The 24,608-nt window shown below is 69.9% G+C and carries 22 protein-coding genes; 12 read left to right on the top strand and 10 right to left on the bottom strand.

All coding sequences use genetic code 11. The features are described from left to right. Positions 1-3: 3 nt before the first annotated feature. The 6 genes from purD to purB all read left to right on the top strand — a co-directional run bounded on the left by purD (position 4) and on the right by purB (position 8,500). Entirely contained in the window at positions 4-1,257 is a 1,254-nt protein-coding gene (gene purD, locus ACFQS9_RS08240) for a phosphoribosylamine--glycine ligase (RefSeq protein ID WP_378403398.1), read from the top strand. A 262-nt stretch (positions 1,258-1,519) separates the two neighbouring features. Further along, positions 1,520-3,112 carry a GMC oxidoreductase gene (locus ACFQS9_RS08235; RefSeq protein ID WP_465269920.1) on the top strand — a complete coding sequence of 531 codons (1,593 nt, stop codon included), beginning with the start codon at positions 1,520-1,522 and terminating at the stop codon, positions 3,110-3,112. 319 nt (positions 3,113-3,431) lie between these two features. Beyond that, positions 3,432-5,015, top strand: a complete 1,584-nt coding sequence (locus tag ACFQS9_RS08230) for a GMC oxidoreductase (protein ID WP_378403396.1) — start codon at positions 3,432-3,434, stop codon at positions 5,013-5,015. A gap of 129 nt (positions 5,016-5,144) precedes the next feature. After that, positions 5,145-6,314 (top strand): pyridoxal phosphate-dependent aminotransferase, encoded by a 1,170-nt coding sequence (locus ACFQS9_RS08225; RefSeq protein ID WP_378403394.1) that lies wholly within the window; start codon positions 5,145-5,147, stop codon positions 6,312-6,314. Between the two features lie 82 nt (positions 6,315-6,396). After that, the gene (locus ACFQS9_RS08220) at positions 6,397-7,017 is read left to right on the top strand and encodes a TetR/AcrR family transcriptional regulator (protein WP_378403392.1); all 621 of its coding nucleotides are present in this window, start codon (positions 6,397-6,399) and stop codon (positions 7,015-7,017) included. Between the two features lie 61 nt (positions 7,018-7,078). Then, entirely contained in the window at positions 7,079-8,500 is a 1,422-nt protein-coding gene (gene purB / locus ACFQS9_RS08215; protein WP_378403390.1) for an adenylosuccinate lyase, read from the top strand. Positions 8,501-8,562: 62 nt separating this feature from the next. Here purB and ACFQS9_RS08210 read toward each other — a convergent pair whose 3' ends face one another. Further along, a complete protein-coding gene (locus tag ACFQS9_RS08210) occupies positions 8,563-8,982 on the bottom strand; it encodes a MarR family winged helix-turn-helix transcriptional regulator (RefSeq protein WP_378403388.1) in 420 nt (139 codons plus the stop codon). Positions 8,983-9,070: 88 nt separating this feature from the next. Here ACFQS9_RS08210 and ACFQS9_RS08205 point away from each other — a divergent pair, with 88 nt between their 5' ends. Beyond that, positions 9,071-10,918: an ABC transporter ATP-binding protein gene (locus ACFQS9_RS08205; protein ID WP_378403387.1), complete on the top strand. Its 1,848-nt coding sequence runs from the start codon at positions 9,071-9,073 to the stop codon at positions 10,916-10,918. Between the two features lie 10 nt (positions 10,919-10,928). Here the strand turns inward: ACFQS9_RS08205 and ACFQS9_RS08200 are convergent, their stop codons facing one another. Continuing rightward, entirely contained in the window at positions 10,929-12,404 is a 1,476-nt protein-coding gene (locus tag ACFQS9_RS08200; protein WP_378403384.1) for an FAD-dependent oxidoreductase, read from the bottom strand. Between the two features lie 108 nt (positions 12,405-12,512). On the opposite strand from ACFQS9_RS08200, the gene ACFQS9_RS08195 reads away from it, so the two are divergent. Further along, entirely contained in the window at positions 12,513-12,965 is a 453-nt protein-coding gene (locus tag ACFQS9_RS08195; protein WP_378403382.1) for an HIT family protein, read from the top strand. An 8-nt stretch (positions 12,966-12,973) separates the two neighbouring features. Continuing rightward, positions 12,974-13,984, top strand: a complete 1,011-nt coding sequence (locus ACFQS9_RS08190; RefSeq protein ID WP_378403380.1) for a 1-aminocyclopropane-1-carboxylate deaminase/D-cysteine desulfhydrase — start codon at positions 12,974-12,976, stop codon at positions 13,982-13,984. Positions 13,985-14,020: 36 nt separating this feature from the next. Here the strand turns inward: ACFQS9_RS08190 and ACFQS9_RS08185 are convergent, their stop codons facing one another. After that, complete coding sequence (locus ACFQS9_RS08185; protein WP_378403378.1) at positions 14,021-14,962, bottom strand: fumarylacetoacetate hydrolase family protein; 942 nt, start codon at positions 14,960-14,962, stop codon at positions 14,021-14,023. Continuing rightward, entirely contained in the window at positions 14,959-16,092 is a 1,134-nt protein-coding gene (locus ACFQS9_RS08180) for a VOC family protein (RefSeq protein ID WP_378403377.1), read from the bottom strand. Before ACFQS9_RS08180 ends, ACFQS9_RS08185 begins: the two co-directional genes overlap by 4 nt. Before the next feature lie 138 nt (positions 16,093-16,230). Here ACFQS9_RS08180 and ACFQS9_RS08175 point away from each other — a divergent pair, with 138 nt between their 5' ends. Continuing rightward, positions 16,231-16,893, top strand: coding sequence for a TetR/AcrR family transcriptional regulator (locus ACFQS9_RS08175; protein WP_378403375.1), 663 nt, complete (start codon positions 16,231-16,233; stop codon positions 16,891-16,893). A 122-nt stretch (positions 16,894-17,015) separates the two neighbouring features. On the opposite strand, the gene ACFQS9_RS08170 is transcribed toward ACFQS9_RS08175, so the two are convergent. The 4 genes from ACFQS9_RS08170 to ACFQS9_RS08155 form a co-directional block, all read right to left on the bottom strand. Further along, positions 17,016-17,378, bottom strand: coding sequence for a hypothetical protein (locus ACFQS9_RS08170; RefSeq protein ID WP_378403373.1), 363 nt, complete (start codon positions 17,376-17,378; stop codon positions 17,016-17,018). 193 nt (positions 17,379-17,571) lie between these two features. Then, positions 17,572-18,573: a VOC family protein gene (locus ACFQS9_RS08165; RefSeq protein WP_378403371.1), complete on the bottom strand. Its 1,002-nt coding sequence runs from the start codon at positions 18,571-18,573 to the stop codon at positions 17,572-17,574. Continuing rightward, positions 18,570-19,424, bottom strand: a complete 855-nt coding sequence (locus tag ACFQS9_RS08160) for an alpha/beta fold hydrolase (RefSeq protein ID WP_378403369.1) — start codon at positions 19,422-19,424, stop codon at positions 18,570-18,572. Before ACFQS9_RS08160 ends, ACFQS9_RS08165 begins: the two co-directional genes overlap by 4 nt. 14 nt (positions 19,425-19,438) lie before the next feature. Continuing rightward, on the bottom strand, positions 19,439-21,019 hold the full coding sequence (locus ACFQS9_RS08155) for a bifunctional 3-(3-hydroxy-phenyl)propionate/3-hydroxycinnamic acid hydroxylase (RefSeq protein ID WP_378403367.1): 1,581 nt from the start codon (positions 21,017-21,019) through the stop codon (positions 19,439-19,441). 146 nt (positions 21,020-21,165) lie between these two features. Between ACFQS9_RS08155 and ACFQS9_RS08150 the strand changes: the two genes are divergently transcribed. Next, positions 21,166-21,816 carry a TetR/AcrR family transcriptional regulator gene (locus ACFQS9_RS08150; RefSeq protein WP_378403364.1) on the top strand — a complete coding sequence of 217 codons (651 nt, stop codon included), beginning with the start codon at positions 21,166-21,168 and terminating at the stop codon, positions 21,814-21,816. Next, a complete protein-coding gene (locus tag ACFQS9_RS08145; protein WP_378403362.1) occupies positions 21,813-22,766 on the top strand; it encodes an amidohydrolase family protein in 954 nt (317 codons plus the stop codon). The genes ACFQS9_RS08150 and ACFQS9_RS08145 overlap by 4 nt, the downstream gene beginning before the upstream one ends. 60 nt (positions 22,767-22,826) lie before the next feature. On the opposite strand, the gene ACFQS9_RS08140 is transcribed toward ACFQS9_RS08145, so the two are convergent. Further along, the gene (locus ACFQS9_RS08140; RefSeq protein ID WP_378403360.1) at positions 22,827-23,114 is read right to left on the bottom strand and encodes an Rdx family protein; all 288 of its coding nucleotides are present in this window, start codon (positions 23,112-23,114) and stop codon (positions 22,827-22,829) included. Positions 23,115-23,132: 18 nt separating this feature from the next. Further along, the gene (locus ACFQS9_RS08135) at positions 23,133-24,545 is read right to left on the bottom strand and encodes an MDR family MFS transporter (protein ID WP_378403358.1); all 1,413 of its coding nucleotides are present in this window, start codon (positions 24,543-24,545) and stop codon (positions 23,133-23,135) included. Positions 24,546-24,608 lie beyond the last annotated feature (63 nt).

Genomic DNA, 24,608 nt, shown 5'->3' with positions numbered 1-24,608 from the left:
TCCGTGCGCGTACTCGTTATCGGCTCCGGAGCCCGTGAACATGCCCTTCTTCTCGCCCTCGGGCGCGACCCGGGTGTGACGGCGTTGTTCGCCGCACCCGGCAATGCCGGGATCGCGAAGATCGCCGAGCAGCACCCCGTGGACGTCGCGTCCGGGGATGCGGTGGTGGCGCTCGCACAGAAGCTCTCCGCGGACCTGGTCGTGATCGGCCCCGAGGTGCCGCTGGTGGTGGGCGTCGCCGACGCCGTCCGCGCGGCCGGGATCGCGTGCTTCGGGCCGTCCGCCGACGCCGCGCGGATCGAGGGATCCAAGGCGTTCGCGAAGGACGTGATGGCAGCGGCGGGCGTGCGGACCGCGCACAGCGAGGTCGTGGACAACCCCGCCAACCTGGACGCGGCCCTGGACCGGTTCGGGCCGAACTGGGTGGTCAAGGACGACGGGCTCGCGGCGGGCAAGGGCGTCGTCGTCACCACCGACCGCGGGGCGGCGCGCGACCATGCGGCGGAGTTGCTCGAGACCGGCCACCCGGTGCTCCTGGAGTCGTACCTCGACGGGCCGGAGGTGTCGCTGTTCTGCCTGGTCGACGGCGAGACGGTGGTCCCGCTGCTGCCCGCGCAGGATCACAAGCGGGTCGGCGACGGCGACACCGGGCCGAACACCGGCGGCATGGGTGCCTACACCCCGCTGCCGTGGCTGCCCGCCGAGACGGTGACCCAGATCGTCGACGAGGTCGTCGTCCCGGTGGCCGCCGAGCTGGTCAAGCGGGGCAGCGGATTCTCGGGGCTGCTGTACGCCGGGCTCGCGATCGGCAAGGACGGCCCGGCCGTCGTCGAGTTCAACTGCCGCTTCGGTGACCCCGAGACGCAGGCGGTGCTGGCGCTGCTGGAGTCCCCGCTCGGTGAGCTGCTCAGTGCCACCGCGACCGGCACCCTCGCCGAGGTGGCCCCACTGCGCTGGCGCGAGGGTGCCGCGGTCACCGTGGTGCTGGCCGCCGAGAACTACCCCGGCCGCCCCCGCACGGGCGACGTGATCAGCGGCGCCGACGCGGAGGGCGTCCTGCACGCGGGCACCGGGCTGCGCGAGGACGGCGCGGTGGTCTCCTCCGGCGGCCGGGTGCTCAGCGTCGTCGGGGTGGGCGCGGACCTCACCAGCGCGCGTGAGGACGCCTACGCCAAGCTCGCGGAGGTCCGGCTGCCGGGCGGGCACTTCCGCCGGGACATCGGGCTCGCGGCGGTCGAGGGACGTATCGGCATCTGATGCCCGCCCCGGGGGCCGGCTGGGCGCTCGTCCAGGGCTCCGATGCGTATAACACTACCGGCGATGCCGTTGTCGCGCGGGCGGTTTCGCGAATCCGTTCCGCAGTGTGAACGATTGGCCGGTTACCCTGCGGTAACCGGCCAACTCTCTCGTATAACAGGTTCCAGTTTTGCTGGCCCTGGACAGAGAGGTTCCGTTGAGCGATCACCGAGCACAAGGTTTTGAGGCAGTAACCAACACCCGGATCAACCGCAGAAGGTTCTTGGCGGCAACGGGTTTGGCGGCGGGAGCGGTGGCGCTCTCGTCCTCCTGGGTAACCGCCGCGGCGGCTCCGCGGCGGGCACTGAACACCGGCGACCGGGTGCCGGCGCTGGTCATCGGGAGCGGCTACGGCGGGGCGGTCGCCGCGTTGCGGCTGACCCAGGCCGGCGTCGACACCCACATCGTGGAGATGGGCAGGTCGTGGACCACCCCGGGCTCCGACGGGAAGATCTTCTGCGGCATGCTCAACCCCGACAAGCGCTCGTTCTGGCTCCGGAACTACACCGACCAGCCGGTCGGGTACTTCCTGGGTGCGCCGCTGGTCAACCGGCCCATCGAGAAGTACGTCGGGGTGCTCGACTCCGAGAACATGGGCGGGATCCGGGTCTACCAGGGGCGCGGCGTCGGGGGCGGCTCGCTGGCCAACGGCGGCATGGCGGTCACGCCGAAGCGCAGCTACTTCGAGGAGATCCTGCCCTCGGTCGACTCGAACGAGATGTACGGGACGTTCTTTCCGCGGGCCAATGCGGGCCTGGGCGTGAACCACATCGACCAGGCCTGGTTCGAGTCGACGGACTACTACCAGTTCGCCCGCGTCGGTCGGAAGACCGCCGAAAGGTCGGGATTTGCAACGGCATTCGTGCCCAATGTCTACGACATGAACTACATGAAGCAGGAGGAGGCGGGGCAGGTCACCAAGTCGGCGCTGGACGGTGAGGTGATCTTCGGCAACAACCACGGCAAGAAGTCTCTCGACAAGACCTACCTCGCGCAGGCTGCGGCGACCGGCAAGCTCACCATCACCACGCTGCACGAGGTGACCAAGGTGGCGCCCGCCGCGACCGGCGGCGGGTACTCGGTCGAGATGAAGCAGATCGACGAGCAGGGCAACACGATCGCGACCAAGACCATCACCGCGGACAAGGTGTTCTTCGCGGCCGGCAGCATCGGCACCAGCAAACTGCTGGTCGCGATGAAGGCGCAGGGCCACCTGCCGAACCTCCCCGGTGCGGTCGGTCAGGGCTGGGGCAACAACGGGAACGTGATGGTCGGCCGCGCCAACCACGCCTGGGACGCCACCGGTGCCAAGCAGTCGTGCATCCCCACGATGGGCATCGACAACTGGGCCGACCCGGCGGGGCCGGTGTTCGCCGAGATCGCCCCGTTCCCCGCGGGCGCGGAGCTGTGGATCAGCCTGTACCTGGCGATCACCAAGAACCCGGAGCGCGCCCAGTTCCAGTTCAACTCGTCCACGGGCAAGACGGAGCTGTCCTGGCAGACGTCGCAGAACCAGCCGGCCATCGACATGGCCAAGCGGGTCTTCGACAAGATCAACGCCAAGGAGGGGACGATCTACCGCACCGACATGTTCGGTACGTACAAGACGTGGGGCGACGACTTCACCTATCACCCGCTCGGCGGTTGCATCCTGAACCAGGCGACCGACAACTTCGGCCGGCTGCCCGAGTATCCGGGCCTGTACGTGATGGACGGCTCGCTCGTGCCCGGCAACGTGGGCGTCAACCCGTTCGTCACCATCACCGCGCTGGCCGAACGCAACATGGCCACCGTCGTCGCGAACGATCTGTCCTAGCTCGATCCAACGAATGAACGCGTTCTCACGCGCTGGAGGCGTGGCCGTGTGGCCAGGGCCCCCGGAGGGTGCCTCCGGCGCGTGAGAAGCGTTGAACAGTACTGGTAACGGTGCAGTTGCGCAGGCATTTCGAAGCATTCTCTTCGAGCCGCTCGTTCCCTGTTTGTTACCGATCGGTATCGCGAATCTCGGCGCTGTCACGGCTGTATAACGAGTTCTACTTTATTGGCGCGTGATCAGAGAGGTTCCGTTGACCGAATACCAGGCGTCGCGCAGCTTTACCGCGACCACGAAATCGCAGTTCTCCCGCAGAAGGTTCATGGCGGCGACCGGTTTGGCGGCCGGCGCCGTCGCCCTCGCCCCGTCGGTGCTCGCGACCTCCGCCGCGGCCTCCCCGCGTCGCGCACTCAACACCGGGGACCGGGTGCCCGCCCTGATCATCGGCAGCGGCTACGGCGGCGCGGTGACCGCGCTGCGGCTGGCGCAGGCTGGCATCGACACCCACATCGTCGAGATGGGCCGGGACTGGGGCACGGCCACCTCGGGGGTCTTCACCTCCACCACCGCGCCGGACAAGCGTGGGTTCTGGCTGAGGAACCGCACCGCGCAGCCGGTCTCGCACTTCATGGGCGTCTCGATCGACAAGGACATCGAGAAGTACGTCGGAATCCTCGACGCCGAGAACATGGGCGGGATCAACGTCTACCAGGGCCGCGGCGTCGGCGGCGGCTCCCTGGTCAACGGCGGCATGGCCGTCACGCCCCGGCGCGGCTACTTCGAGGAGCTGCTGCCCTCGGTCGACTCCAACGAGATGTACAACGTCTTCTTCCCCAGGGCGAACGCTGGGCTCGGTGTCAACAACATCGACACCGCCTGGTTCGAGTCGACCGAGTGGTACAAGTTCGCCCGCACCGGCCGCAAGACCGCCGAACGTTCCGGCTTCAAGACGGTGTTCGTCCCCAACGTGTACGACATGAACTACATGAAGCAGGAGGCGGCCGGCTCGGTGCCCAAGTCCGCGCTGGCGGGCGAGGTCATCTTCGGCAACCACCACGGCAAGAAGTCGCTGCCCAAGACCTATCTCGGGCAGGCGGCGTCGACCGGCAAGGTCACCATCACCACGCTGCACCGCGTCACCAAGGTCGTGCCGAGCGGGGCCGGCTATTCCGTCGAGATGGAGCAGATCGACGAGCAGGGCAACGTCGTCGCGACCAAGACCGTCACCGCCGACAAGGTGTTCTTCGCGGCGGGCAGCGTCGGCACCAGCAAGCTGCTGGTGGCGATGAAGGCGCAGGGGCACCTGCCGAACCTGTCCGGCGAGGTGGGGCAGGGCTGGGGCAACAACGGCAACGTCATGGTCGCCCGGGCCAACCACCTGTGGGACGCCACCGGCAGCAAGCAGTCGTCGATCCCGACGATGGGCATCGACAACTGGGACGACGCCGGGGGACCGGCGTTCGCGGAGATCGCGCCGTTCCCGGCCGGAGCCGACCTGTTCATCAGCCTGTACCTGGCGATCACCAAGAACCCGCAACGCGCACAGTTCCAGTACAACTCGTCGACCGGCAAGGTCGGACTGTCGTGGCAGGCCTCGCAGAACCAGCCCGGCATCAACATGGCCAAGCGGATCTTCGACAAGATCAACTCGAAGGAGGGCACGATCTACCGCACCGACATGTTCGGCGGGTACAAGGTCTGGGGTGACGGGCTGACCTACCACCCCCTCGGCGGCGCCATCCTGAACAAGGCGACCGACAATCACGGCCGGCTGCACGGGCACCCGGGTCTGTACGTGATGGACGGCTCGCTGGTGCCGGGCAACCTGGGCGTCAACCCGTTCGTCACCATCACGGCGCTGGCCGAACGGAACATCGCCAACATCGTCGCGAACGACATGCACTGATGGCGCGGACAATCCGCACCGGATAACCGCACCCCCCTGCCGGCAGCGGCCCCGAGGTTCTGCTCCTCGGGGCCGCTGTCGTCGCGGTAACGGTCGGCCAGATCGCCTGGGCGCGCTAGCCTCGTCCCGGTGCGAGCAGAGTCACAGCGATCCCGGGTCCCCACCTTCCACGTCATGGACGTCTGGAAGGCCGCCACCGAGCGGGCCCGAACCCACGGTGACGTCCTGACCCTGGCCGCGGGACAGCCGTCCACCCCGGCGCCCGCGCCCGTGTTACGCGCGGCCCGCGAGGCCCTCGACACCCAATTGCTCGGCTACACCGAGACGTTCGGGATCCTGTCGCTGCGGGAGGCGATCGCCGGCTACCACAGCGCGAAGTCCTCGATCGCGGTCGATCCCGACGACGTCGTGGTGACCACCGGCTCCTCCGGCGCCTTCACCCTGATCTTCCTCGCGGCGTTCGACGCGGGCGACACGGTCGTCGTGGCGCGGCCCGGCTACCCGGCATATCGCAACACCCTCACCGCGCTCGGCTGCCGGGTGGTCGAACTCGACTGCGGACCGGACACCCGGTTCCAGCCGACCGTCGCGATGCTCGAGGCGATGGACGAGCCGCCGGCCGGCCTCGTCGTCGCCAGCCCGGCCAACCCGACCGGTACCGTCATCGACCCCGCGGAGCTGGCGGCCCTCGCGCGCTGGTGCGAGGACCACGACACCCTGCTGATCTCCGACGAGATCTACCACGGGATCGAGTTCGGGTCCGGGACCTCGGCCACCGCGTCCGCCTGGGAGACCTCACGCGAGGCCGTCGTCGTCGGCTCGGTCTCCAAGTACTTCTCGATGACCGGTTGGCGCCTGGGCTGGATGCTGGTGCCCACCGGCCTGCGGCGCTCGCTGCAGCGGCTCGCGTCGAACATGACGGTGTGCCCGCCCGTCATCTCCCAGTACGCGGCGGTCGCGGCCTTCACCGACGAATCCCTCGCCGAGCTGGACGGGCACGTGGTGCGGTACGCGGCGAACCGCGAACTGGTGCTGTCCGCGCTGCCGACGCTGGGCATCACGGACCTGGCCCCGGCCGACGGCGCGTTCTACGCCTACGCCGACATCGGCCACCTCACAGTCGATTCGACGGCATGGTGCGCGGAGCTGCTCCGGGAGACCGGGGTGGCGCTGGCGCCCGGCGTCGACTTCGACACGGTCCGCGGCGATCGGACCGTGCGGATCTCGTTCGCCGGCGCGACCGCCGACGTGCGTGAGGCGATGCAACGATTGGGGCGCAGTGCTGCACTCGGACACTGACGGGGCGGCGCCCTTGCCCGCTTCCGCACCGGGTCGAACGAAATCGACTCGGCGTAGCGCTTCCGCTGGCACGATGGGCCGGGTGTCTTCCGCGGCGACTCCCAAGGGCGAACGACGTCGGATGGCGCTCGTCGAGGCCGCGGCCGATCTGATGCTCGAGGGCGGGTTCGAGGCGGTCCGCCACCGGGCGGTGGCGCAGCGCGCGGGTTTGCCGCTCGCGTCGACGACCTACTACTTCGAGTCCCTCGACGACCTGATCGCGCGGGCCGTCGAACTCAGCGGTAGCCGGGAGATGGAGGCCATGCGCGCGCGGATCGACGAGATCACGCAGGCCGACCGCGACGCGGCCGCCGTCGTCGAACTCATCATCGAGCTGCTGGTCGGCCCGATCGAGGGCGCCGCGCGGGAACACCTCATCGCCCGCTACGAGTGCTTCATCGCGTCCGCGCGGCACCCCCAGTTGCAGGAGGTGCAGCGGCGGTTGCGGATCCAGTTCGACGATGCCCTCGGCGAGGTGCTGCGCAGGTCCGGGCGTCAGGTCCGGCAGGAGGGCCTGCGCAGGCTGCTGTGCGTCGTGGACGGGGCCGTCGTCGGGGCGCTGAGCGAGTCCGACCCCGACCCCAAGCAGCTGGCCAGGGAGATGCTGTCGGAGGTCATCGACATCGCGGCGCCGCCCGCGTCGGAGAACGCGTCCGAGCAGTAGTCGGACGGCCAGGGCGGCGCGGCTGCCGGTCCCGCGGATCGCGGCCGTAAACTGGGCACTCGTGAGCCGCATCCCCAACGTCCTTGCCAACCGATACGCCAGCCCCGACCTGCGGGAGCTGTGGTCGCCCGAGCACAAGATCGTGCTGGAGCGTCAGCTGTGGCTGGCGGTGCTGCGGGCCCAGGCCTCGCTCGGCATCGACGTGCCGGAGGACGCGCTCGCCGACTACGAGCGGGTGCTCGACCAGGTCGACCTCGACTCCATCGCGGACCGCGAGCGGGTCACCCGGCACGACGTCAAGGCGCGGATCGAGGAGTTCAACGCCCTCGCCGGGCACGAGCACGTGCACAAGGGCCTGACCAGCCGGGACCTCACCGAGAACGTCGAGCAGCTGCAGATCTTCCGCTCGCTCGAGCACGTCTACGCGCACGGCATCGCCGTCGCGGCGCGGCTCGCCGAGCGGGCAGCGGAGTACTCGTCGCTGGTGATGGCCGGCCGCAGCCACAACGTCGCCGCGCAGGCCACCACCCTCGGCAAGCGTTTCGCCTCCGCGGCGGACGAGCTGCTGGTCGCGCTGACCCGGCTGCGTGAGCTGATCGACCGGTACCCGCTGCGCGGCATCAAGGGCCCGATGGGCACCGCCCAGGACATGCTCGACCTGCTCGGTGGCGACACCGAGAAGCTGGACTTCCTCGAGGCGAAGGTCGCCGAGCACCTCGGCTTCGCGGACGTGCTCACCAGCGTCGGCCAGGTGTACCCCCGCTCGCTCGATCACGACGTGCTGTCCGCGCTGGTGCAGGTGGGCGCGGGGCCGTCGTCGTTCGCGCACACCATCCGCCTGATGGCGGGCCACGAGCTGGTCACCGAGGGCTTCCAGCCCGGCCAGGTGGGCTCGTCGGCGATGCCGCACAAGATGAACACCCGTTCCTGCGAGCGCGTCAACGGCCTGCAGGTGGTGCTGCGCGGGTACGCCTCGATGGCCGCGGAGCTGGCGGGCGCCCAGTGGAACGAGGGCGACGTGTTCTGCTCGGTCGTGCGCCGGGTCGCGCTGCCGGACGCGTTCTTCGCGATCGACGGACAGATCGAGACCTTCCTGACCGTGCTCGACGAGTTCGGCGCCTACCCGGCGGTCATCGAGAAGGAGCTCACCCGCTACCTGCCATTCCTGGCGACCACCCGGATGCTGATGGCCGCCGTGCGGGCGGGCACCGGCCGCGAGACCGCGCACGAGGTCATCAAGGAGCACGCGGTCGCCGTGGCGCTGGCGATGCGCGAGGACGGACGCGAGCCGGACCTGCTCGACCGCCTGGCCGCGGACGACCGGTTCCCGCTGGACCGCGCGGAGCTGGACGCCGCGCTCGACGACAAGTCCGCCTTCATCGGCGCGGCCGAGGCGCAGGTGGCGACGGTCGTGCGTCGGGTCGGCCTGCTGGTCGAGCAGAACCCCGAGGCGGCGGGCTACAAGCCCTCGCCCATTTTGTAGGCGGCTGCGCCGCCCGTGCGCGGTTGACGAGTCCAGACACTCGTCAACCGCGCACCGGCGCGTCAGCGCAGTTTGTCGAGGATGCGGCGCAGCTCGGCGCGGTCGTGGTCGTCGAGCGCCGCGAAGAAGTCCTCGGCGTCGGCGGCGCGCGCGGTCTCCAGTTCGCCGATGATGCGGTGCCCGGCCTCGGTCAGGCGGACGCAGGTCGCGCGCCGGTCGGCGGCGTCGGGTACCCGTTCGGTGAGCCCGCGCTGCTCGAGCCGGTCGACGACCTCGGTCGCGGACCGCGGCGCGATGTGCAGCGCCTTCGCGACGTCCCCGAGCCGGGGGTGCCGGTCCCCATCGCGGCCGATCACGTGCAGCGCGCGGTACTCGTGTGGGGACAACCGCCACGGCTCCAGCGCGACGAACCAGCGTCGGCGCAGGGCGCGGGCGCTGGACATCACGAGGTCCCGGAGCGTGTCGGGGTGCGGATCGACCATGGTGATTCAGGCTACCTCACTTGACATACACCTCATAGTGAGGGAGCCTCAGCATGTCTAACCCCGACATCACGAGAGGGGTGGTTGCATGACAAGCCCCCGGAGTGGCGGGCCCGGACCGGGCCCCCGTTCCCACAAGATCGATCCCGCGGACCGCGCCCAGCTGGCCGATTCGCCGGTGAGCCTGCGCCGGATCGGCGCCCTGTTCTCGCCCTACCGCCCGCAGATCGCCGTGGTCACCGTGCTGATCGTGGCGGCCTCCGCCGTCTCGCTCGCCAACCCGTTCCTGGTCCGCGCCGTCATCGACGAGGCCATTCCCGGCCAGGACGTCACGCTGCTGGTCTGGGCGGTGATCGGCATGATCGCGGTGACCGTCACCGGCTCGGTGCTCGGCGTCGTGCAGACCTGGATCTCCACCACGGTCGGCCAGCGCATCATGCACGGGCTGCGGACCCGCGTGTTCGCCCACCTGCAGCGGCAGTCGCTGGGATTCTTCACCCGCACCAGGGGAGGGGAGGTCCAGTCCCGCCTGACCAACGACATCGGCGGCATGCAGACCGTGGTCACCTCGACCGCCACCTCGATCGCCTCCAACGTCACCACCGTCGTCGGCACGGCGGTCGCGATGGCCGTGCTGAGCTGGCGGCTCTCGCTGCTCTCGCTGATCGTGCTGCCGCCGGCGATCTGGCTCACCCGCAGGGTCGCCCAGATGCGACGCGAGATCATCGCCCAGCGCCAGCGCACCCTCGCCGACATGCAGACCCAGATCGAGGAGTCCCTGTCGATCAGCGGCATCCAGCTCGGCAAGACCCTCGGCGCGGGTCCCGCGATGTCGGAGCGGTTCGCGGACACCTCGCACCGCCTGGCCGATCTCGAGGTCAGGTCGCAGCTCTCCGGGCGCTGGCGGATGGCCACGATGAACATCGTCTTCGCCGCCATCCCGGCGCTGCTCTACCTCGCGGCGGGCCTGCCCGCGACGTCCGGCGGCATGACGATCGGCACCCTGGTGGCCTTCACCGGGCTGCAGGCGGCGCTGTTCCGGCCGCTGATGAGCCTGCTCGACGTCGGCGTCTCGGTGACCAGCTCGCTCGCCCTGTTCAGCCGCATCTTCGAATATCTCGACCTCCCCGTCGAGATCGACGACCCCGAGCACCCGGTGCACCTGCGCCGCGAGGACGTCGCGGGCGCGGTTCGGCTGGAGGACATCGGCTTCCGCTACGAGGGGTCGGACCGGAACGCCCTCGACGCGGTGAGCATCGAGGTGCCCGCCGGCTCCTCGCTCGCGCTGGTCGGCGAAACCGGTTCGGGCAAGACCACTCTCGCCTCGCTGGTCGCCCGCCTGCACGACCCGAGCTCCGGCGCGGTGCGCATCGACGGCGTGGACCTGCGGTCCATCCCGCTCGCGGAACTGTCCGAGCTGGTCGGCGTCGTCTCCCAGGAGACGTACCTGCTGCACGCCTCGATCCGCGAGAACCTGCGGCACGCCAGGCCCGAGGCCACCGACGCCGACATCGAGGCCGCGGCGCGCGACGCCCAGGTGCACGAGCTGATCGCGTCGCTGCCCGACGGCTACGACACCGTCGTCGGTGCCCGCGGTCACCGGTTCTCGGGCGGCGAGAAGCAGCGCATCGCGATCGCCCGCACCCTGCTGCGCGACCCGCGGGTGCTGGTCCTCGACGAGGCGACCAGCGCCCTGGACAACGAGACCGAGCGGGCCGTGCAGGCCGCGCTCGACACCGTCAGCCGGGGACGCACCACCATCACCATCGCGCACCGGCTGTCCACGATCCGCGACGCCGACCAGATCGTCGTCCTCGACCGCGGGCGGGTCGCCGAGCGCGGCACCCACGATGAGTTGGTCGCGCTCGGCGGCCGGTACGCGCGGCTGCTGACGAAGGCGGCCGCGCCGTCCGAGTCCCTGGCCCTCGCGCGCTGACCGAAGCGGGTCAGTCGGTCCGCGCGGCGGCGACCCCGGCGCGGCGGCCGAAGAAGGTGCCGTCGCCGAGCGAGGTCCCGCTGATGTAGCCCCACGAATGCAGGCCCGAGGTGGCCCGGCCGGCCGCGTACAGGCCCGGGATCGCGTCGCCGACGAGGTCGAGGACGTGGCCGTCGACGGTGGTGTGCAGGCCCCCGATCGTGAACACCTCGGCGCCCCCGCGCCCCGCCTGGCCGTACTCCGGGGGCGCGATGCCGCGCTGGACGTCGATCGCGGCGAACGGTGACCGCAGCGGCCGCAGCCACGTCGCGGACTTGTGGAAGTACGGGTCCCGCCCCTCGGCGGCGTGCCGGTTGTACTCGCCGACGGTGTTCACCAGCGCGCCCTCGGGCATGCCGATCTGCTGCTCCAGCTCCTCGAGGGTCTCCGCCACGAAATGCGGCTGCACGCCCCACCGTTCGTTCTCCGGTACCTCCTCGTAGGCCTGCTCGTCGAGGATCACCCACACCTTCAGGCCGTGCTTGTACAGGGCCGCCTGCCCGACGAGGCCCGGGTAGACGTCCTCGTTGATGAACCGCTGGCCGACGCTGTTGACGATCATGCCGCGCACCATCATCCCGGGGATCAGCGAGATGCCGACCTGCCCGGCGGACATGTGCTTGACCGCGGCGCCGACGGCCTGCGCCATCACGATGCCGCGTCCGTCGTCCCCGCCGTCGCTGTTGACGCCGAGCCCCACCAGCTGGGGGGCGTGCTGCGCGACCATCTCCGCGTTGTCGGCGAACCCGCCGGTGGTGAGGACGACGCCGCGGCGCGCCCGGTAGGTGTAGGTCTTGCCGTACTGCCGGGCGAGCACACCCACGACGCGACCCGCCTCCACGATCAGCCGGGTGGCGTAGGTGTCGGTGTGCACCGCGACGTCGGTTGCGTCGACCGCCTCGGACAGTTTCTGCATCAGGACCTTGCCGCCGAACCCGTCCGAGGTGACGCGATGGCCGCGGGGCGCGGGCTTCGCGAGTTCCGCAAAGGGCCAGGCGTTCTCGCCCATCCACATCAGCCCGTCATCGGTCGGCGGAACCCAGGTGGGGGAGTTCCACAGCGACGGCTTGAACGGCACGCCGTGATCGACCAGCCACTGGTAGTGCTCCACGCTGCCGCGGCTGTAGAGGCCGACCTTCTCCTTGTCGGCGTCGGGTCCGAGGGCGGCCAGCAGGAACGTCTCCATGTCTTGTGCGCTGTCCTCGAAACCGCACGCCCGCTGGATCTCGGTGCCGCCGCCGAGGTACATCTCGCCGCCGGACAGGGCCGACGAGCCGCCACCACCGCCGGCCTTCTCCAGCACGATCACCTCGGCACCCGCGGCCGACGACTCCAGTGCCACGGCCGCGCCCGCGCAGCCGTACCCGACGACGAGGACGTCCGTCTCGTGGTCGAAGTGTTCGACGTCGCCCGCATCGAGGGGCGCCACCGGATTCTGTGCGCTCATATCGCAACTCCCATCCACTGTCGGTGGGCACACGCTAAGTACATCCCATCACCCCGAGAAGGGGCATGCCCGTCCACCGGGAAGATCCTGGCCCTATCATCAATCCCCATGAGCCACTGCATTTTCTGTGCCATCATCGCGCGCGAGGCGGAGGCGAGCATCGTGTACGAGGACGAGCACACCGTGGCCTTCATGGACATCCGGCCGTTCACACCCGGGCACCTGCTGGTCGTCCCGAAACGGCACGCGGCGGGGCTCTCGCAGCTCGACCCGCAGGACGGTGGCCGGATCTTCGCGGTCGGTCAGCGGCTGGCGGCTGCACTGCGGGACAGCGGCACCGACGCGGCGGGCATGCCCGCCGACGGCCCGCGCGCCGACGGGGTGAACCTCTTCCTCGCGGACGGCGCAGTCGCAGGCCAGGAGGTGTTCCACGTGCACCTGCACGTCATCCCGCGCACCACCGGAGACGGTTTCGGTCTCCGCGGCCGCCCCGTCACCGCGCGGCGGCCGGATCTCGACTACCTGGCCGGTGCGCTCCGCCGTCGGCTCGACTCGGTCTAGGCGATCACATGGACCAGACGACCGGACCCGCCCTGCACCGGCTGTTCCCGGACCTCGAGGCGACCACCCCGTACCGCAGGCTCGGCTCCGCCCCGACCCCGATCGCCCGCCTGGACGGGCTCGGCCGGGCGAACCGGCTGTGGTGCAAGGACGAGGGCGCCTACGGCTCGGGCGGCTGGGGCGGCAACAAGGTCCGCAAGCTGGAGTGGATCATCCCCGACGTCCTCGCCCGCGGGTCCCGGCAGATCCTCAGCGTCGGCGGCCAGGGCACCAACTGGGGACTGGCGACGGCCCTGTACGCCCACGAGAACGGCATCGACACCGCCCTCGGCCTGATCGATCAGCCGATGGACGAGCACGTGCGCGCGCAGCTCGAACGGCTGCGGAGCTCCGGGGCGGCACTGCATTTCACCCGGACGAAGGCCCGCACGATCGCGGCGGCGCCGTGGTTGTTCGCGCGGCACCTCCGCGGGGGACGGCTGCCGTACTACCTGCCCGCGGGCGGCTCCTCGCCCCTCGGGACGCTCGGCTGTGTCGAGACCGCGCTGGAGCTCGCGGCACAGGTCGAGCGCGGCGACCTGCCCGAGCCCGCGGCCGTGGTCACCGCGGTCGGATCCGGCGGTACCGCGGCCGGGCTGCTGCTCGGGCTGCGGCTGGCGGGGCTGCGCACCCGGGTGGTGGGGGTGGTCGTCAACGACACCCTGCCGCTCGGCGAGCGGGACCTGGTCGCGCTCGCCCGCAAGACCGAGCGGCTGCTGCGCCGCCGCGGGGCTCGGATCGGCCCGGTGGAGTTCGAGCCGGGCTCGCTGCTCGTGACGCGGCGGTGGCTGGGACCCGGCTACGGGCACGCCACCGCCGACGGGGAGTCGGCGCAGCGGGTCGCCGCGGCGGCCGGGGTCGGGCTCGACCCGGTCTACACCGCGAAGGCGTTCGCGGGAATGTTGGCGCTGGACGCGCATCCGTGGTTCGGGGACCGGCCGATCGTGTTCGTGAACACCTACGGGCCGCGCGCGTCCTGACCGAGGTGTCTGGCAGACCTGCTCATCGGGCCTTGCTCACCGGGTCGACCTCACCCAGGTGCGCTGGATGCCGAGATCCAGGCCGCCGTCGTCGGTGGCGATCGAGAGCTCCATGACGTCGCCATCGTGTAGGTAGTTCGGGTTCTTCGCCTGCGAGGCGAAGAAGGACTTCCACTTCAACGCCGGCGGCAGCAGCGCGCCGAGGAGTGCGATCGGCTTGGCCGGGGCCTTCAGGGCGGTACCGCCCGGAGTGCCGGTGAGCAGCAGATCGCCTGCGTCCAACCGCTGGAATCTCGTCAACGCCTGCAGCGCCTGCACCGGGCGGTAGATCATGTCCGACCCGACCGTCCTGTCCTGGCGGACCTGCCCGTTGACGCGCAGTTGCAGGCGTAGATCACCGAAGCGGGTGAACTCGCCTGCGTCCAGCAGCACCAGGGCAGGGCCGACCGGGGTGAAGGTGGGATACGACTTTGCCTCGTAGAACTGGGTTTTCGGCAACTGCACATCCCGCGCGGAAACGTCATTGGTCACGACCAGGCCGGCGACGAAGTCGGCGATGGTGTCCTCGGTGATGTCGGTCCCCACCGGCACGGGTCGGCCGAGCACGAGCCCGATCTCGACCTCGTAGTCGAGCAACCGGACGTGGTCGGGTTTGACCACGTCCTGGTAGGGGCCGCTGATCGATCCGGACGACTTGCGGAAGAACGTCAACGGCACGGTCTCGGGATTCATCCCCGAATCCTTCACGTGGGAAACGAAATTTGTCATCTGGGCCACCACCCGGCACGGCGCGGTGACGGGGGAGAGCAGATCCAATGTCTCGACGGGAACGGTGACGTTCGCGGTGGCGGCGGCCTCGATCGCCGCCCGATCGGCCAGGATCTTTGCGGTGGTGGTGGCCGCGGTGTCGATTCGGGCCGCACCGTCCGGGGTGCGCACCCACCAACCATCGGTCGTGCGGAGAACGGAAATGCTCATGAGAAAGCCACTTTCAACAGGCCAAGAAGGCGTTCGATATCGAATTCGTTGTCCTCGCGGAGCGAGGTGATCGTGGCGCGCAGTTCGCGCACCGATTCCCGGCCCGGTGCGATGTCGAGGAAATCTCTGGTGGCCGGCGGGCCCCACTGGGCCAGGCCCGAGGCGCTCATCGGTGCCCATCCGGGTTCGATGGAGCAGTCGAACATGTCGCCGTCGCTGAAGTGCTCGACCAGGAATCCGTCCGGGTCGCGCCAGTAGTCGAAGATCTGGCTGCCCTGGATGTGCCGGCCGATGCCCCAGGAGCGGTGATAACCCTGCTCGCGCAGGTACTCACCGCCCGCCGCCAGGGCGTCGAGGTCGCACACCTGGTACGCCGAGTGCACATATCGATTCGACGGGCCGAGGGTCATCGCCACGGTGTGGTGATCGGTGACGGTGGCGCCGCGGTCGCAGCGGATGAAGCTCATCACCGGCCCCCGCTGCCGCTGGCCCGGGTAGTACTGGAAATCGCTCACGATCAGGCCCAGATGCTGCAGATACCAGTTCAGCGTCTCCAGGTAGCGGGTGCTCTGCAGCACCACATGGCCGAGTCGTTGCACCCGGGCCGGTTCCGGGGCGGGTCGCTGGGTGGCGTTCTCGCGTCCCACCGCGTGCCCGACGTTGAGCGGGAGCGGGGTCTGGGTGGGCAGAGCGGGTAGCCGGTGCACGCCGGAGACCACCCGCACCGCACCACCACTCGGGTCGGTCAGCGCGACCGCGATCCCGCCGAGGGTCTCGGGCAGGCGCGTGGCACGACGGCCGGTCGCCTCGGCCAGGCGCAGCACGTCCGCGTCGTCGGCGGCGAGAAACGCCGCGCCCAGAAAGCTCGAGCGTCGGCCTTTGCGAATGATCACGCACGGCGCCCCCGGATCTGTGCCGCGCAGGTGCAGTTCGTCCCGGGTATGCAACGCGGTGGCGAAGCCGAAGGCGCGTGCGAAGGCCTCCGCGCGATCCAGGTCCGGTTTGGCGAACTCCAGCCACGCCAGATCGTGCACCTTCACCACCGGGTTCGCGGCCCGGCCGGGGTGTTCACCGCGCAGGGCGCCTTGCCCGGTGTGCAGGTCGGTATGGGCATCGATGTGTCGGTTCATGACGAGCCCTCCTCAACTACTGACGATATCGTCACTTATGAACAGGTCGTCAGTCAATAGTTTCTGACGAAATCGTCACAACTGAGGCCCGGGTGCTATCGTGGCGGCAGATCAGCGGCAGAACAGGGAGTTCACGGCATGACCGAGGGCGGGGCCGCGGCGGAAAGTCGCCTGGAACGACGCAAGGCCCACACCCGCGCCGCCCTGATCCGTGCCGCGCAGAGCTTCATCGCCGCGGGCAACCTCAACGTGCCCGTCCTGGAGATCACCCGGGCCGCGGATGTCGGGATGGGCTCGTTCTACAACCACTTCGAGAGCAAAGAGCAGCTCTACCGCGCCGCCGTCGACGATGCCCTGGAAGCGCACGGCCAATACCTCGACCACCTCACCGAAGGTCTCGAGGACCCCGCCGAGACCTTCGCTCGGAGCTTCCGACTGACCGGCAGGCTGTTTCGCCGCGCACCCGAGCTCAGTCGGGTGCTGCTCAACAATTCGCCGGCCCTGATCACCGCGAACCGCGGACTCGCGCCGCGTGCCCTGCGCGACATCGAGGCGGCCACCGCCGCGGGGCGTTTCACCGTGCGCGACCCAGAACTGGCACTCGTCCTGACGGCCGGCGCGCTCATGGGCCTCGGACAGCTGTTGCAGGAGCGGCCGGACCGTGACGCCGCCGACGCCACCGACGCACTCGCCGAAGACCTGCTGCGCACCCTCGGCCTCTCCCCGGACGAAGCCCGCAGCATCAGCAGCCGGGCGCTGCCCGACCTCGACACCCTCGAGTGGGGCGGAACCGCCGCCTGAGATCCTGCGGTCGGTCTGGGCCGATCAGTCGTCGCGATGCCGGCGCCACCGATGGCCTGCACCGCCGGTTCCCGGTACAGCAGCGAGATCTCCCGGTCTCACCACAGCCGCGATCGGATTGGTCACTTGTGTTCCCGTGGCCGCATTCGGATGACCGGCACGGTGCGATCGACGGCATACGCGTGGACACCGGTGCAGGTCACATGCTGATGCTTCACCGCGGCGGCGACCTCGGGCGAGGCGATGACGTCCTCGACTTCGGCTCGGGTGCCGGTCCCGAGGATCACGGCGGCGTGGTACCGCTCGTGCGGTGGGTTGATGTGGGATACGCCGGGGGTTCGGTCGGCCGCCGATGCCCAGGGCAGGAAGGTGTAGGTCCGCAGATCGCGTGCTCCCGCCACGTGCAGGGCCGGCCCGAGACTGGTGTGGATGAATGCGCGGAACGACCGGCCCGAGACGCCTCTGCGTCGGCGGACGAGCAGCACGGTGCGATGCCCGACCGAGTCCTCGTGCCCCGCTGTCCACCAGTTTCCGCCCCCTGGTCCGGCAAGGTGACCGTGGACCTGGCTGAAGACGTTCTACTCATCTAGGGCGACTTCGCGCATGTGCAGTGCCGTGAGCAGGGCCGATCTCCTCGTGGTTCCCCACGGTGTCGTGGGCGCGTCATCCGGTGCCCGATCAGTCGTCGGCGATGCCGCCGCCGCTGAGGGCGGGGACGGTCTGCTCGGGGTGGCGCAGCGACATGGCGGCCGCCTTGAACTGGGCGAGCTTGCCGACGATGGTCTGGCCTACGGGGGTGTGGCCCCAGATGCTGATGCCCTGGTGGGTGGTCGGCTCCCACGTCGATTCGTCGACCACGATGGGGTTCCAGCCGACCTCCCACTCGAAGCCGGAGGGGGTGACCGCGTAGTAGGACAGCTCCCGGTCGTTGGTGTGCTGGCCGACGCCGAGCGCCATGTCGAAGCCGAGTTCCCGGACGCGCTGGTAGGAGCGGGTCATGTCGTCGAGCTCGGCGACCTGGATGTTCAGGTGCTGGATGCGAGTGCGGATCGGGTTGACGGGCAGGCCTCGCACCGCGGCGATCGCGACGGAGTGGTGCCGTTCGTTGACGCGCAGGAAGCGGATCTTGAGTTTGACCCCGCTGATGGTTTCGTCGATGTAGTCCGACAGGCGGGCGTCGAAGACGGTGTCGTAGTAGCCGCGCAGCTTGTGCGGCTCGGTCGAGGTGATCGCGACGTGTCCGAGACCGGCTGCGCCGGTGACGAATCCGGTGTTGCTCATCACCAACGGGGCCTCGGCGACGCGGGCGCGGGTGAAGATCTCCTGGTCGATCCCCTTGGGGCCGGGAAAGCGCAGCAGGCGTTCGACGCCGCGCAGCGCGGCCTCCTCGACGGTGCCTTCCGTGACCGGTACACCCCGGTCGCGCACCCGGGCGATGATCCGGTCGAAGGACTCGTGGTCGTCGATCTCCCAGCCGAGCGCCGTGACGTCCTCGGCGTCGCCGCGGCGCAGCAGGAATCGGCATTCGTGGTCGTCGAGCCGAAACCGCATGGCGTGGCGGGAAAGCTGATCGGCGTGCAGGCCGATGGCGTCGCGGCCGAAGCGGTGCCAGTCGGCGAACCGGTTTGTCTCGATGACGATGTATCCGAGATGGACGGAGCCGAACAGGGATTCGCTCATTGCGTGCTCCCGGCGAGGAAGGCCGTGGTGACGGCGTTGAAGAAGTCGGCACGTTCCCACTGCACCCAGTGCCCGGTGTTCGCGGTGAGCAGCAGGTCGCAATCGGGCATGGTCGCGGCCAACCTCCGGCCGCCGCTGGGGCGGTTGACCTTGTCGTTCGCGCCCCAGATCACGAGGGTGGGGGTGGCGAGCCGGCGCAGCCGACGGTCGCGGGTGAAGTCCATGCGCCACAGGGCGGAAGGACTGGACGGGCGGCGCAGTGGCGGGTCGGCGACCACGGCGGGGTCGATGCTGGCGCGGTAGCGTTCGTCGATCGTCTCGGCGGGGATCGCGGCGCCGTCGAAGACCAGGTACCGGCGGATGAACGTCTCGACCTTGTCGCGGGAGGGGCCGTCGCCGGTGTAGTACGACAGCAGCGACTGCAGGCCAGGAGTGGGTAGGGCGCGGGTGGTCCCGATTCCGCCGGGGCCCATCAGGACCATCTTCTCGACCCGGTCGGGGGTGTCCAGGGCCAGGCGCAGGGCGCAGGATCCGCCATAGGAGTTGCCGACGAGGTGGGTGCGGTCGAGGTTCAGACGGTCGAGCAGTCCGCGGATGGTGTCGGCGAGGGAGCCGAACGGATCGGTCTGGTCGATGCCCTTGCTCGAACGCCCGTAGCCGGGCAGGTCCGGCACGATCACGCGGAAATGCCGGGCGAGGGCGTCGATGTTGCGTGCGTAGTTCGGCACGCCCGAGGCTCCGGGGCCGCCGCCGTGCAGGAGCAGGACGGCCGGGCCCTCGCCGGTTTCGGCGACGAAGATGTCCTTGTCGCCCACCCTCAGGGTGCGTTCGGTCAGTGCTGCGCGAGTCATGTCGGTGCTCCGTTTCATCGAGGGGTGGAGGTCAGGGGGCGAACGGACATCCCCGGCGGGGGAGGGGCCAGGCTGGTGCCCGTTCCGGCTGCGGCGTAGACGACCCCGTCCGGTCGCAGGGCGAGCACGGTCGCGCCCTTGGTGCGCATCCACCGGATCAGCGTCCCGTCGAGGTCGACGACGGTGTCGGCGGCCGGCACGGTCCCGGCCGGTGCGAGCCGCACCGTGGGTACACCGGCGGCGCGCCAGCCCGCCCAGGATTCGGCGGGACCGAGGTGCAGCAGGGTCCAGCAGGCGCCGAGCACGTCGTCGAGCCGTTCCCGGTCGCCGTCGGCGCCGAGCACCCATGGCTGCGGGATCATCCAGCCGACCGCGGCCGCTTTGACCGCCCCGCGGGTGGCCAGCAGTCCTCGCGGGTAGAAGGCGTCGGGGATCCAGCGGTGATCGCGCAACCACTCCGGAAAACCCGGAACCCGCATTGCGATCCGGAAGAGCCGGTTGCGCATCACCGCCAGGGTCGGGCGCCGCTCGGTGATGAGGCGACCGACCTTGACGGCGCGGTCGGTCACCTCCCGCACGTGGGGCATGCGTTCGGCCTGATAGGTGTCGAGGATCGAGTCCGGCAGCGACCCCGACAGGACCGCACCGAGCTTCCAACACAGGTTCGCCACGTCACGCACGCCTGCGGACATGCCCTGGCCAATCCACGGCGGCATGGCGTGTGCGGCGTCCCCGGCGAGGAAGATCCGGCCGATGCGCCAGCGGTCGGCGAAGCGCACGTGATGGCTGTAGACGACCGCCCGCAGGATCTCGACCTGCGTGTCGGTGATGCCCTGATTGTTCAGGACCCGCCAGATCGCCGCGTCGGTGACCAGGTCCTTCTCGTCCTCGTCGTCGCGGACCGGGAACTCCCACCGGTGGTGGCCGAGGGGGGTGGGACAGTCCACGGTCGGCCGGGCGGGGTCGCAGTGGAATCGCAGCCGATCGTGTCCTGGCCACTCTTCGAGCACCGTGGTGTCGATGACCACCCAGCGCTCGGCGTAGGTCGTGCCCTCGTAGCCGATGCCGAGCTGGCCGCGGATCGGGCTCGAGCCGCCGTCGGCGGCGATCACGTAGGACGCGCGTACCCTTCTGAACACGTCCTCGCGCAGGTCGGCGAGCATCAGCTCGACCCCGGATTCGTTCTGCAGCAACCGAAGACACTCGTGCTCGAGCAGCACTTCCACATCGGGGAAGCGCTCCACCCCGGCGCGCAGGACCCCCTCGAGGGCGGGTTGGTAGATGAACTGCTGCGGCGGGTGGCCGGAGCCGTGCGAGACCGGTGTCACCTCGACGAACGCTTCACCGTCCGCGTCCACGAAGGCCACCGGGCTCCCGGCCAGCATGTCCGCCCCGAGGCGGTCGGCCAGGCCGACCCGCTGCCAGATCCGCAGCACCTCCTCGTCGGTGGAGATCGCCCGCGCCCGGCTGTAGATGTCCGAATCACGCTCGACGACAAGCACTTTCAGGCCCATCGCGCCGAGCAGGTTCGCGGCGGTCGCGCCGGTGGGGCCGTAGCCGATGACGGCGACGTCGTAGGTCGGGGTGTCGGTCACGTCGAGACCTCTCGGGGAATTGGATCCACCGGCGGTGCGGAAGTTCGGGCCCGCCGGGAATCGGGGGTTGTTCCTGTAGTGATCGCTACAGTAAGCTCGGATGCAGAGCGCGTCAATAGACCGCCTTCCGACCAGAGGAGCAGTTCGTGGCCGAGCACACCCAGCCCCGCAAGCGCCGTGCCAACGGTGAGGAATCGCGGCGCCGCATTCTGGATGCGGCCGTGGAGGTGGCCACCGAACGCGGCTACGAAGGCACCAGCATCGCTCTGGTCAGCAAGAAGTGCGGTTTGCCTGCCAGCTCGATCTACTGGCACTTCAAGGACAAGGACGAGCTGATCGCCGCGGTGATCGAACGAAGCTTCGACACCTGGCTCTCGGCCTGGGCCGTGCCCGACGGTGACAGCCCGCTCGGTCGCATCACGGCCCTGGCCACGCAGGTCGCCAAGGCGCTGCTGGATTCGCCGGACTTTCTCCGGCTGGGGTTGATGCTCACCCTCGAACGCCGGCCCGTCGAGGCGAGCGCCCGCAGGATGTTCCTGAACGTGCGGGAGCAGGCGTGCCGGCGGATCGACGCCACCATGCGCGAGTTCGCGCCGGGACTACCGGACGAGTCGGTGGCCTTGCTGACCACCTACGCGATGGCCGCCGCGGACGGGCTGTTCATCGCCAAGGAGATCGGTGGCGACAGTGTCGATCTCGTTGCCCTGTTCGAACTGCACGCCCGGGCGCTCCATGACGCCGCCATGCGGTTGAGCGCTCCCGAGGACCGGATCGCCGCACGAAAGGACGCACCATGAACCACCGGCGCATCGACGTTCACCAGCACGTACTGCCCCCCGACTACAGCCGCTGGCTGCGCTCCCGTGACATCGCGCAGGCCGGCGGGATCGACCTGCCGCACTGGAGCCCAGACGGCGCCCTCGAGTTGATGGAGCAGTTCGGCATCGCCCGATCCGTCCTGTCGGTGTCGACCCCGGGCGTCCACCTAGGTTCCGACACCGAGGCGCGCGCCATGGCCCGGGTGGTCAACGACTACACCGCCGATGTCGTCAAGGCGCGGCCGGAGCGATTCGGGTACTTCGCCACGCTCACGCTGCCCGACGTCGACGGGGCGATCGCGGAGGCCGAGCGCGCGCTGACGACCCTCGGCGCCGACGGCGTCATCCTGATCGCCAACTCCCGCGGGCGGTATCTCGGCGATCCGTCGTTCGATCCGCTGATGGAAGCGCTCGACCGGCACCACGCCGTCGTGTTCGTCCACCCCGGAGAGCTGCCCGGCCCCTCGATCGACGGCATCCCGTCCTTTGCCATGGACTTCCTGCTCGACACCACGCGCGCCGCGTTCAATCTCGTCAAGCACAACGTTCCCCGCCGGTACCCGAACCTGCGATTCATCCTGTCGCACGCCGGAGGGTTCCTCCCCTACGCCTCGCATCGGATCTCGCTCGCGATGGTCGCCACCGGCGCCCGCGATCCGTTCGAGGCACTGCACGACTTCGCCGATTTCTACTACGACACAGCCCTGTCGGGCAGTCCGGCCGCCCTGCCGAGCCTGCTCGCCTTCGCCAACCCCGGTCATGTGCTCTACGGCAGCGACTGGCCGTTCGCGCCCGCCGCGGCCGGCGCCTACTTCAACTCCCTGCTCGACGGCGACGAAACCCTCGCCGACGCCACCCGCACCGCGATCGACCACGGCAACGCAGAAGCGCTCTTCGCTGGACCGTCGCTCCCACTTAAAGCCCCGTAGGCCCGACGTCCGCGCGGCGCGGATGGCCCGGGGCGACGGGGGAGCGGGAGGCGCCGCGGGTCAGTCGTCGCGGCCGCGGTCCGCGTGCCCCAGGTCCCGTTCCGGCGCGACCGCGTCCCGGACCCGCTGCTTGAGCGTGACGATGTCGGGGAAGCCGCCGTCGCGCTTGCGGTCCCACAGCAGCTCGTCGTCGGCCGCGATCCGGAACACGCCGCCGGTGCCCGGGATCAGTGCCACCTCGCCGAGTTCGGTGGCGAACGTGTTCAGCAGTTCCTGCGCCATCCAGCCGGCCCGGAGCAGCCAGTTGCATTGCGTGCAGTACGTGATGGTGACGCGCGGGGACTCCATCCGGTCAGCCTGCCAGCATCACCGATCGCTGTCGCGCCCCGGCATGAACGCCGCCGCGACCAGCATCGCCGCGGCCGCCGCCCCGACCGCCAGGAACACCGCGTGCAGCGCCCCGGACAGCTGCGCGGCGGTCGGGGCGGCCGCTCCGCCGAGCCGCGAGTTCACCATCGCGCCGAAGATCGCCACGCCGACCGCGCTGCCGATCGACCGGGCGAACATGTTCGCGGAGGTGACCACGCCGCGCTCGGACCAGTCGACGCTGGCCTGCGCGGCGATCAGGGTCGGGCTGGCGATCAGGCCCATCCCGGCGCCGATCACGAAGCAGATCGCGCCGACCTGCCACACCCGCGCCTCGACGTCGAGCAGCCCGGTGGCCGCGCACCCCACCAGCGCCAGCGCGCCGCCGGTCAGGGCCGTGGCGCGGAAGCCGACGCGCAGATACATCCGGCCGGCCAGCGAGGCGGAGATCGGCCAGCCGATGGTGAGCGTCGCCAGCGCGAACCCCGCCACCAGAGCCCCGGTCCCCAGCACTCCCTGGACGAAGGTCGGCACGTAACTGGTCAGCCCCATCACGATCGCGCCGACCCCGACCGAGACGAGGCTGCTCGCGACCAGCACCCGGCGGGTCAGCACCCACAACGGCAGGATCGGGTCCGCGGCGCGCAGCTCCACCGCGACGAACCCGGCGAGCATCGCTGCGCCGACCACGAACACGCCGATCCCGACGGGCGAGTCCCAGGCCCACGCCTGGCCGCCCTCGAGCAGGCCGAGGATCAGCAGCGCGGCGCCGCCGGTGAGCAGGATCGCGCCCGGGTAGTCGATCCGCGGTCGGGTCCGGTCGGGTGTCTCGGTGAAGTTGCGCAGCAGCATCCAGGCGGCCAGGCCGCAGAGGGGCACGTTGATCAGGAAGATCCACCGCCACGACAGGTATTCGGAGAACAGGCCGCCGAGGGTCGGGCCGAGCACCGCCGAGATGCCCCACACGCTGGCCAGGTACGCCTGCGCCTTGGCCCGCTCGGCGAGGGTGTAGATGTCGCCGGCGATGGTCAGGCTCATCGGCTGCACGGCGCCTGCGCCGAGACCCTGGACGGCGCGGAACACGATGAGCGCAGGCATCGACCAGGCGAGCCCGCACAGCACCGACCCGACCCCGAACACCGCGATGCCCCACAGCATGATCGGTTTGCGTCCGAACAGATCGGCGAGCTTGCCGTAGACCGGCACCGAGACGGCCTGGGCGAGCAGGTAGATCGAGAACAGCCACGGGAACTGGGCGAAGCCGCCCAGGTCGCCGACGATCGTGAGCACCGCGGTCGCGATGATCGTCGAGTCGAGGGCGACGAGCGCGGTGCTCAGCATCAGCGACAGCAGCACCGGACCGCGCTCCGAGCGAAGGCCGATGCTCCGCCTGTCCACCTCGACCGTCGTCATCCCGCCCCTGTCCTCCCGCCGCAGATCCTGTACCAGGCTAACGATCGACGCACTGGGATATTC

It is taken from the genome of Rhodococcus daqingensis, assembly GCF_042665615.1.
Taxonomy (GTDB): domain Bacteria; phylum Actinomycetota; class Actinomycetes; order Mycobacteriales; family Mycobacteriaceae; genus Rhodococcus_G; species Rhodococcus_G daqingensis.
This window is presented reverse-complemented; position numbering and strand designations above follow the sequence as displayed.

Bases quoted from the DNA above. Each gene is read 5' to 3' on its own strand.
- ACFQS9_RS08205 (WP_378403387.1), top strand. From the start codon at position 9,071: ATGACAAGCCCCCGGAGTGGCGGGCCCGGACCGGGCCCCCGTTCCCAC.
- ACFQS9_RS08200 (WP_378403384.1), bottom strand. From the start codon at position 12,404: ATGAGCGCACAGAATCCGGTGGCGCCCCTCGATGCGGGCGACGTCGAA.
- ACFQS9_RS08195 (WP_378403382.1), top strand. From the start codon at position 12,513: ATGAGCCACTGCATTTTCTGTGCCATCATCGCGCGCGAGGCGGAGGCG.
- ACFQS9_RS08165 (WP_378403371.1), bottom strand. From the start codon at position 18,573: ATGAGCGAATCCCTGTTCGGCTCCGTCCATCTCGGATACATCGTCATC.
- ACFQS9_RS08160 (WP_378403369.1), bottom strand. From the start codon at position 19,424: ATGACTCGCGCAGCACTGACCGAACGCACCCTGAGGGTGGGCGACAAG.
- ACFQS9_RS08210 (WP_378403388.1), bottom strand. From the start codon at position 8,982: ATGGTCGATCCGCACCCCGACACGCTCCGGGACCTCGTGATGTCCAGC.
- ACFQS9_RS08140 (WP_378403360.1), bottom strand. From the start codon at position 23,114: ATGGAGTCCCCGCGCGTCACCATCACGTACTGCACGCAATGCAACTGG.
- ACFQS9_RS08175 (WP_378403375.1), top strand. From the start codon at position 16,231: ATGACCGAGGGCGGGGCCGCGGCGGAAAGTCGCCTGGAACGACGCAAG.
- ACFQS9_RS08180 (WP_378403377.1), bottom strand. From the start codon at position 16,092: ATGAACCGACACATCGATGCCCATACCGACCTGCACACCGGGCAAGGC.
- ACFQS9_RS08190 (WP_378403380.1), top strand. From the start codon at position 12,974: ATGGACCAGACGACCGGACCCGCCCTGCACCGGCTGTTCCCGGACCTC.
- ACFQS9_RS08185 (WP_378403378.1), bottom strand. From the start codon at position 14,962: ATGAGCATTTCCGTTCTCCGCACGACCGATGGTTGGTGGGTGCGCACC.
- ACFQS9_RS08230 (WP_378403396.1), top strand. From the start codon at position 3,432: ATGGCGGCGACCGGTTTGGCGGCCGGCGCCGTCGCCCTCGCCCCGTCG.
- ACFQS9_RS08145 (WP_378403362.1), top strand. From the start codon at position 21,813: ATGAACCACCGGCGCATCGACGTTCACCAGCACGTACTGCCCCCCGAC.
- ACFQS9_RS08135 (WP_378403358.1), bottom strand. From the start codon at position 24,545: ATGACGACGGTCGAGGTGGACAGGCGGAGCATCGGCCTTCGCTCGGAG.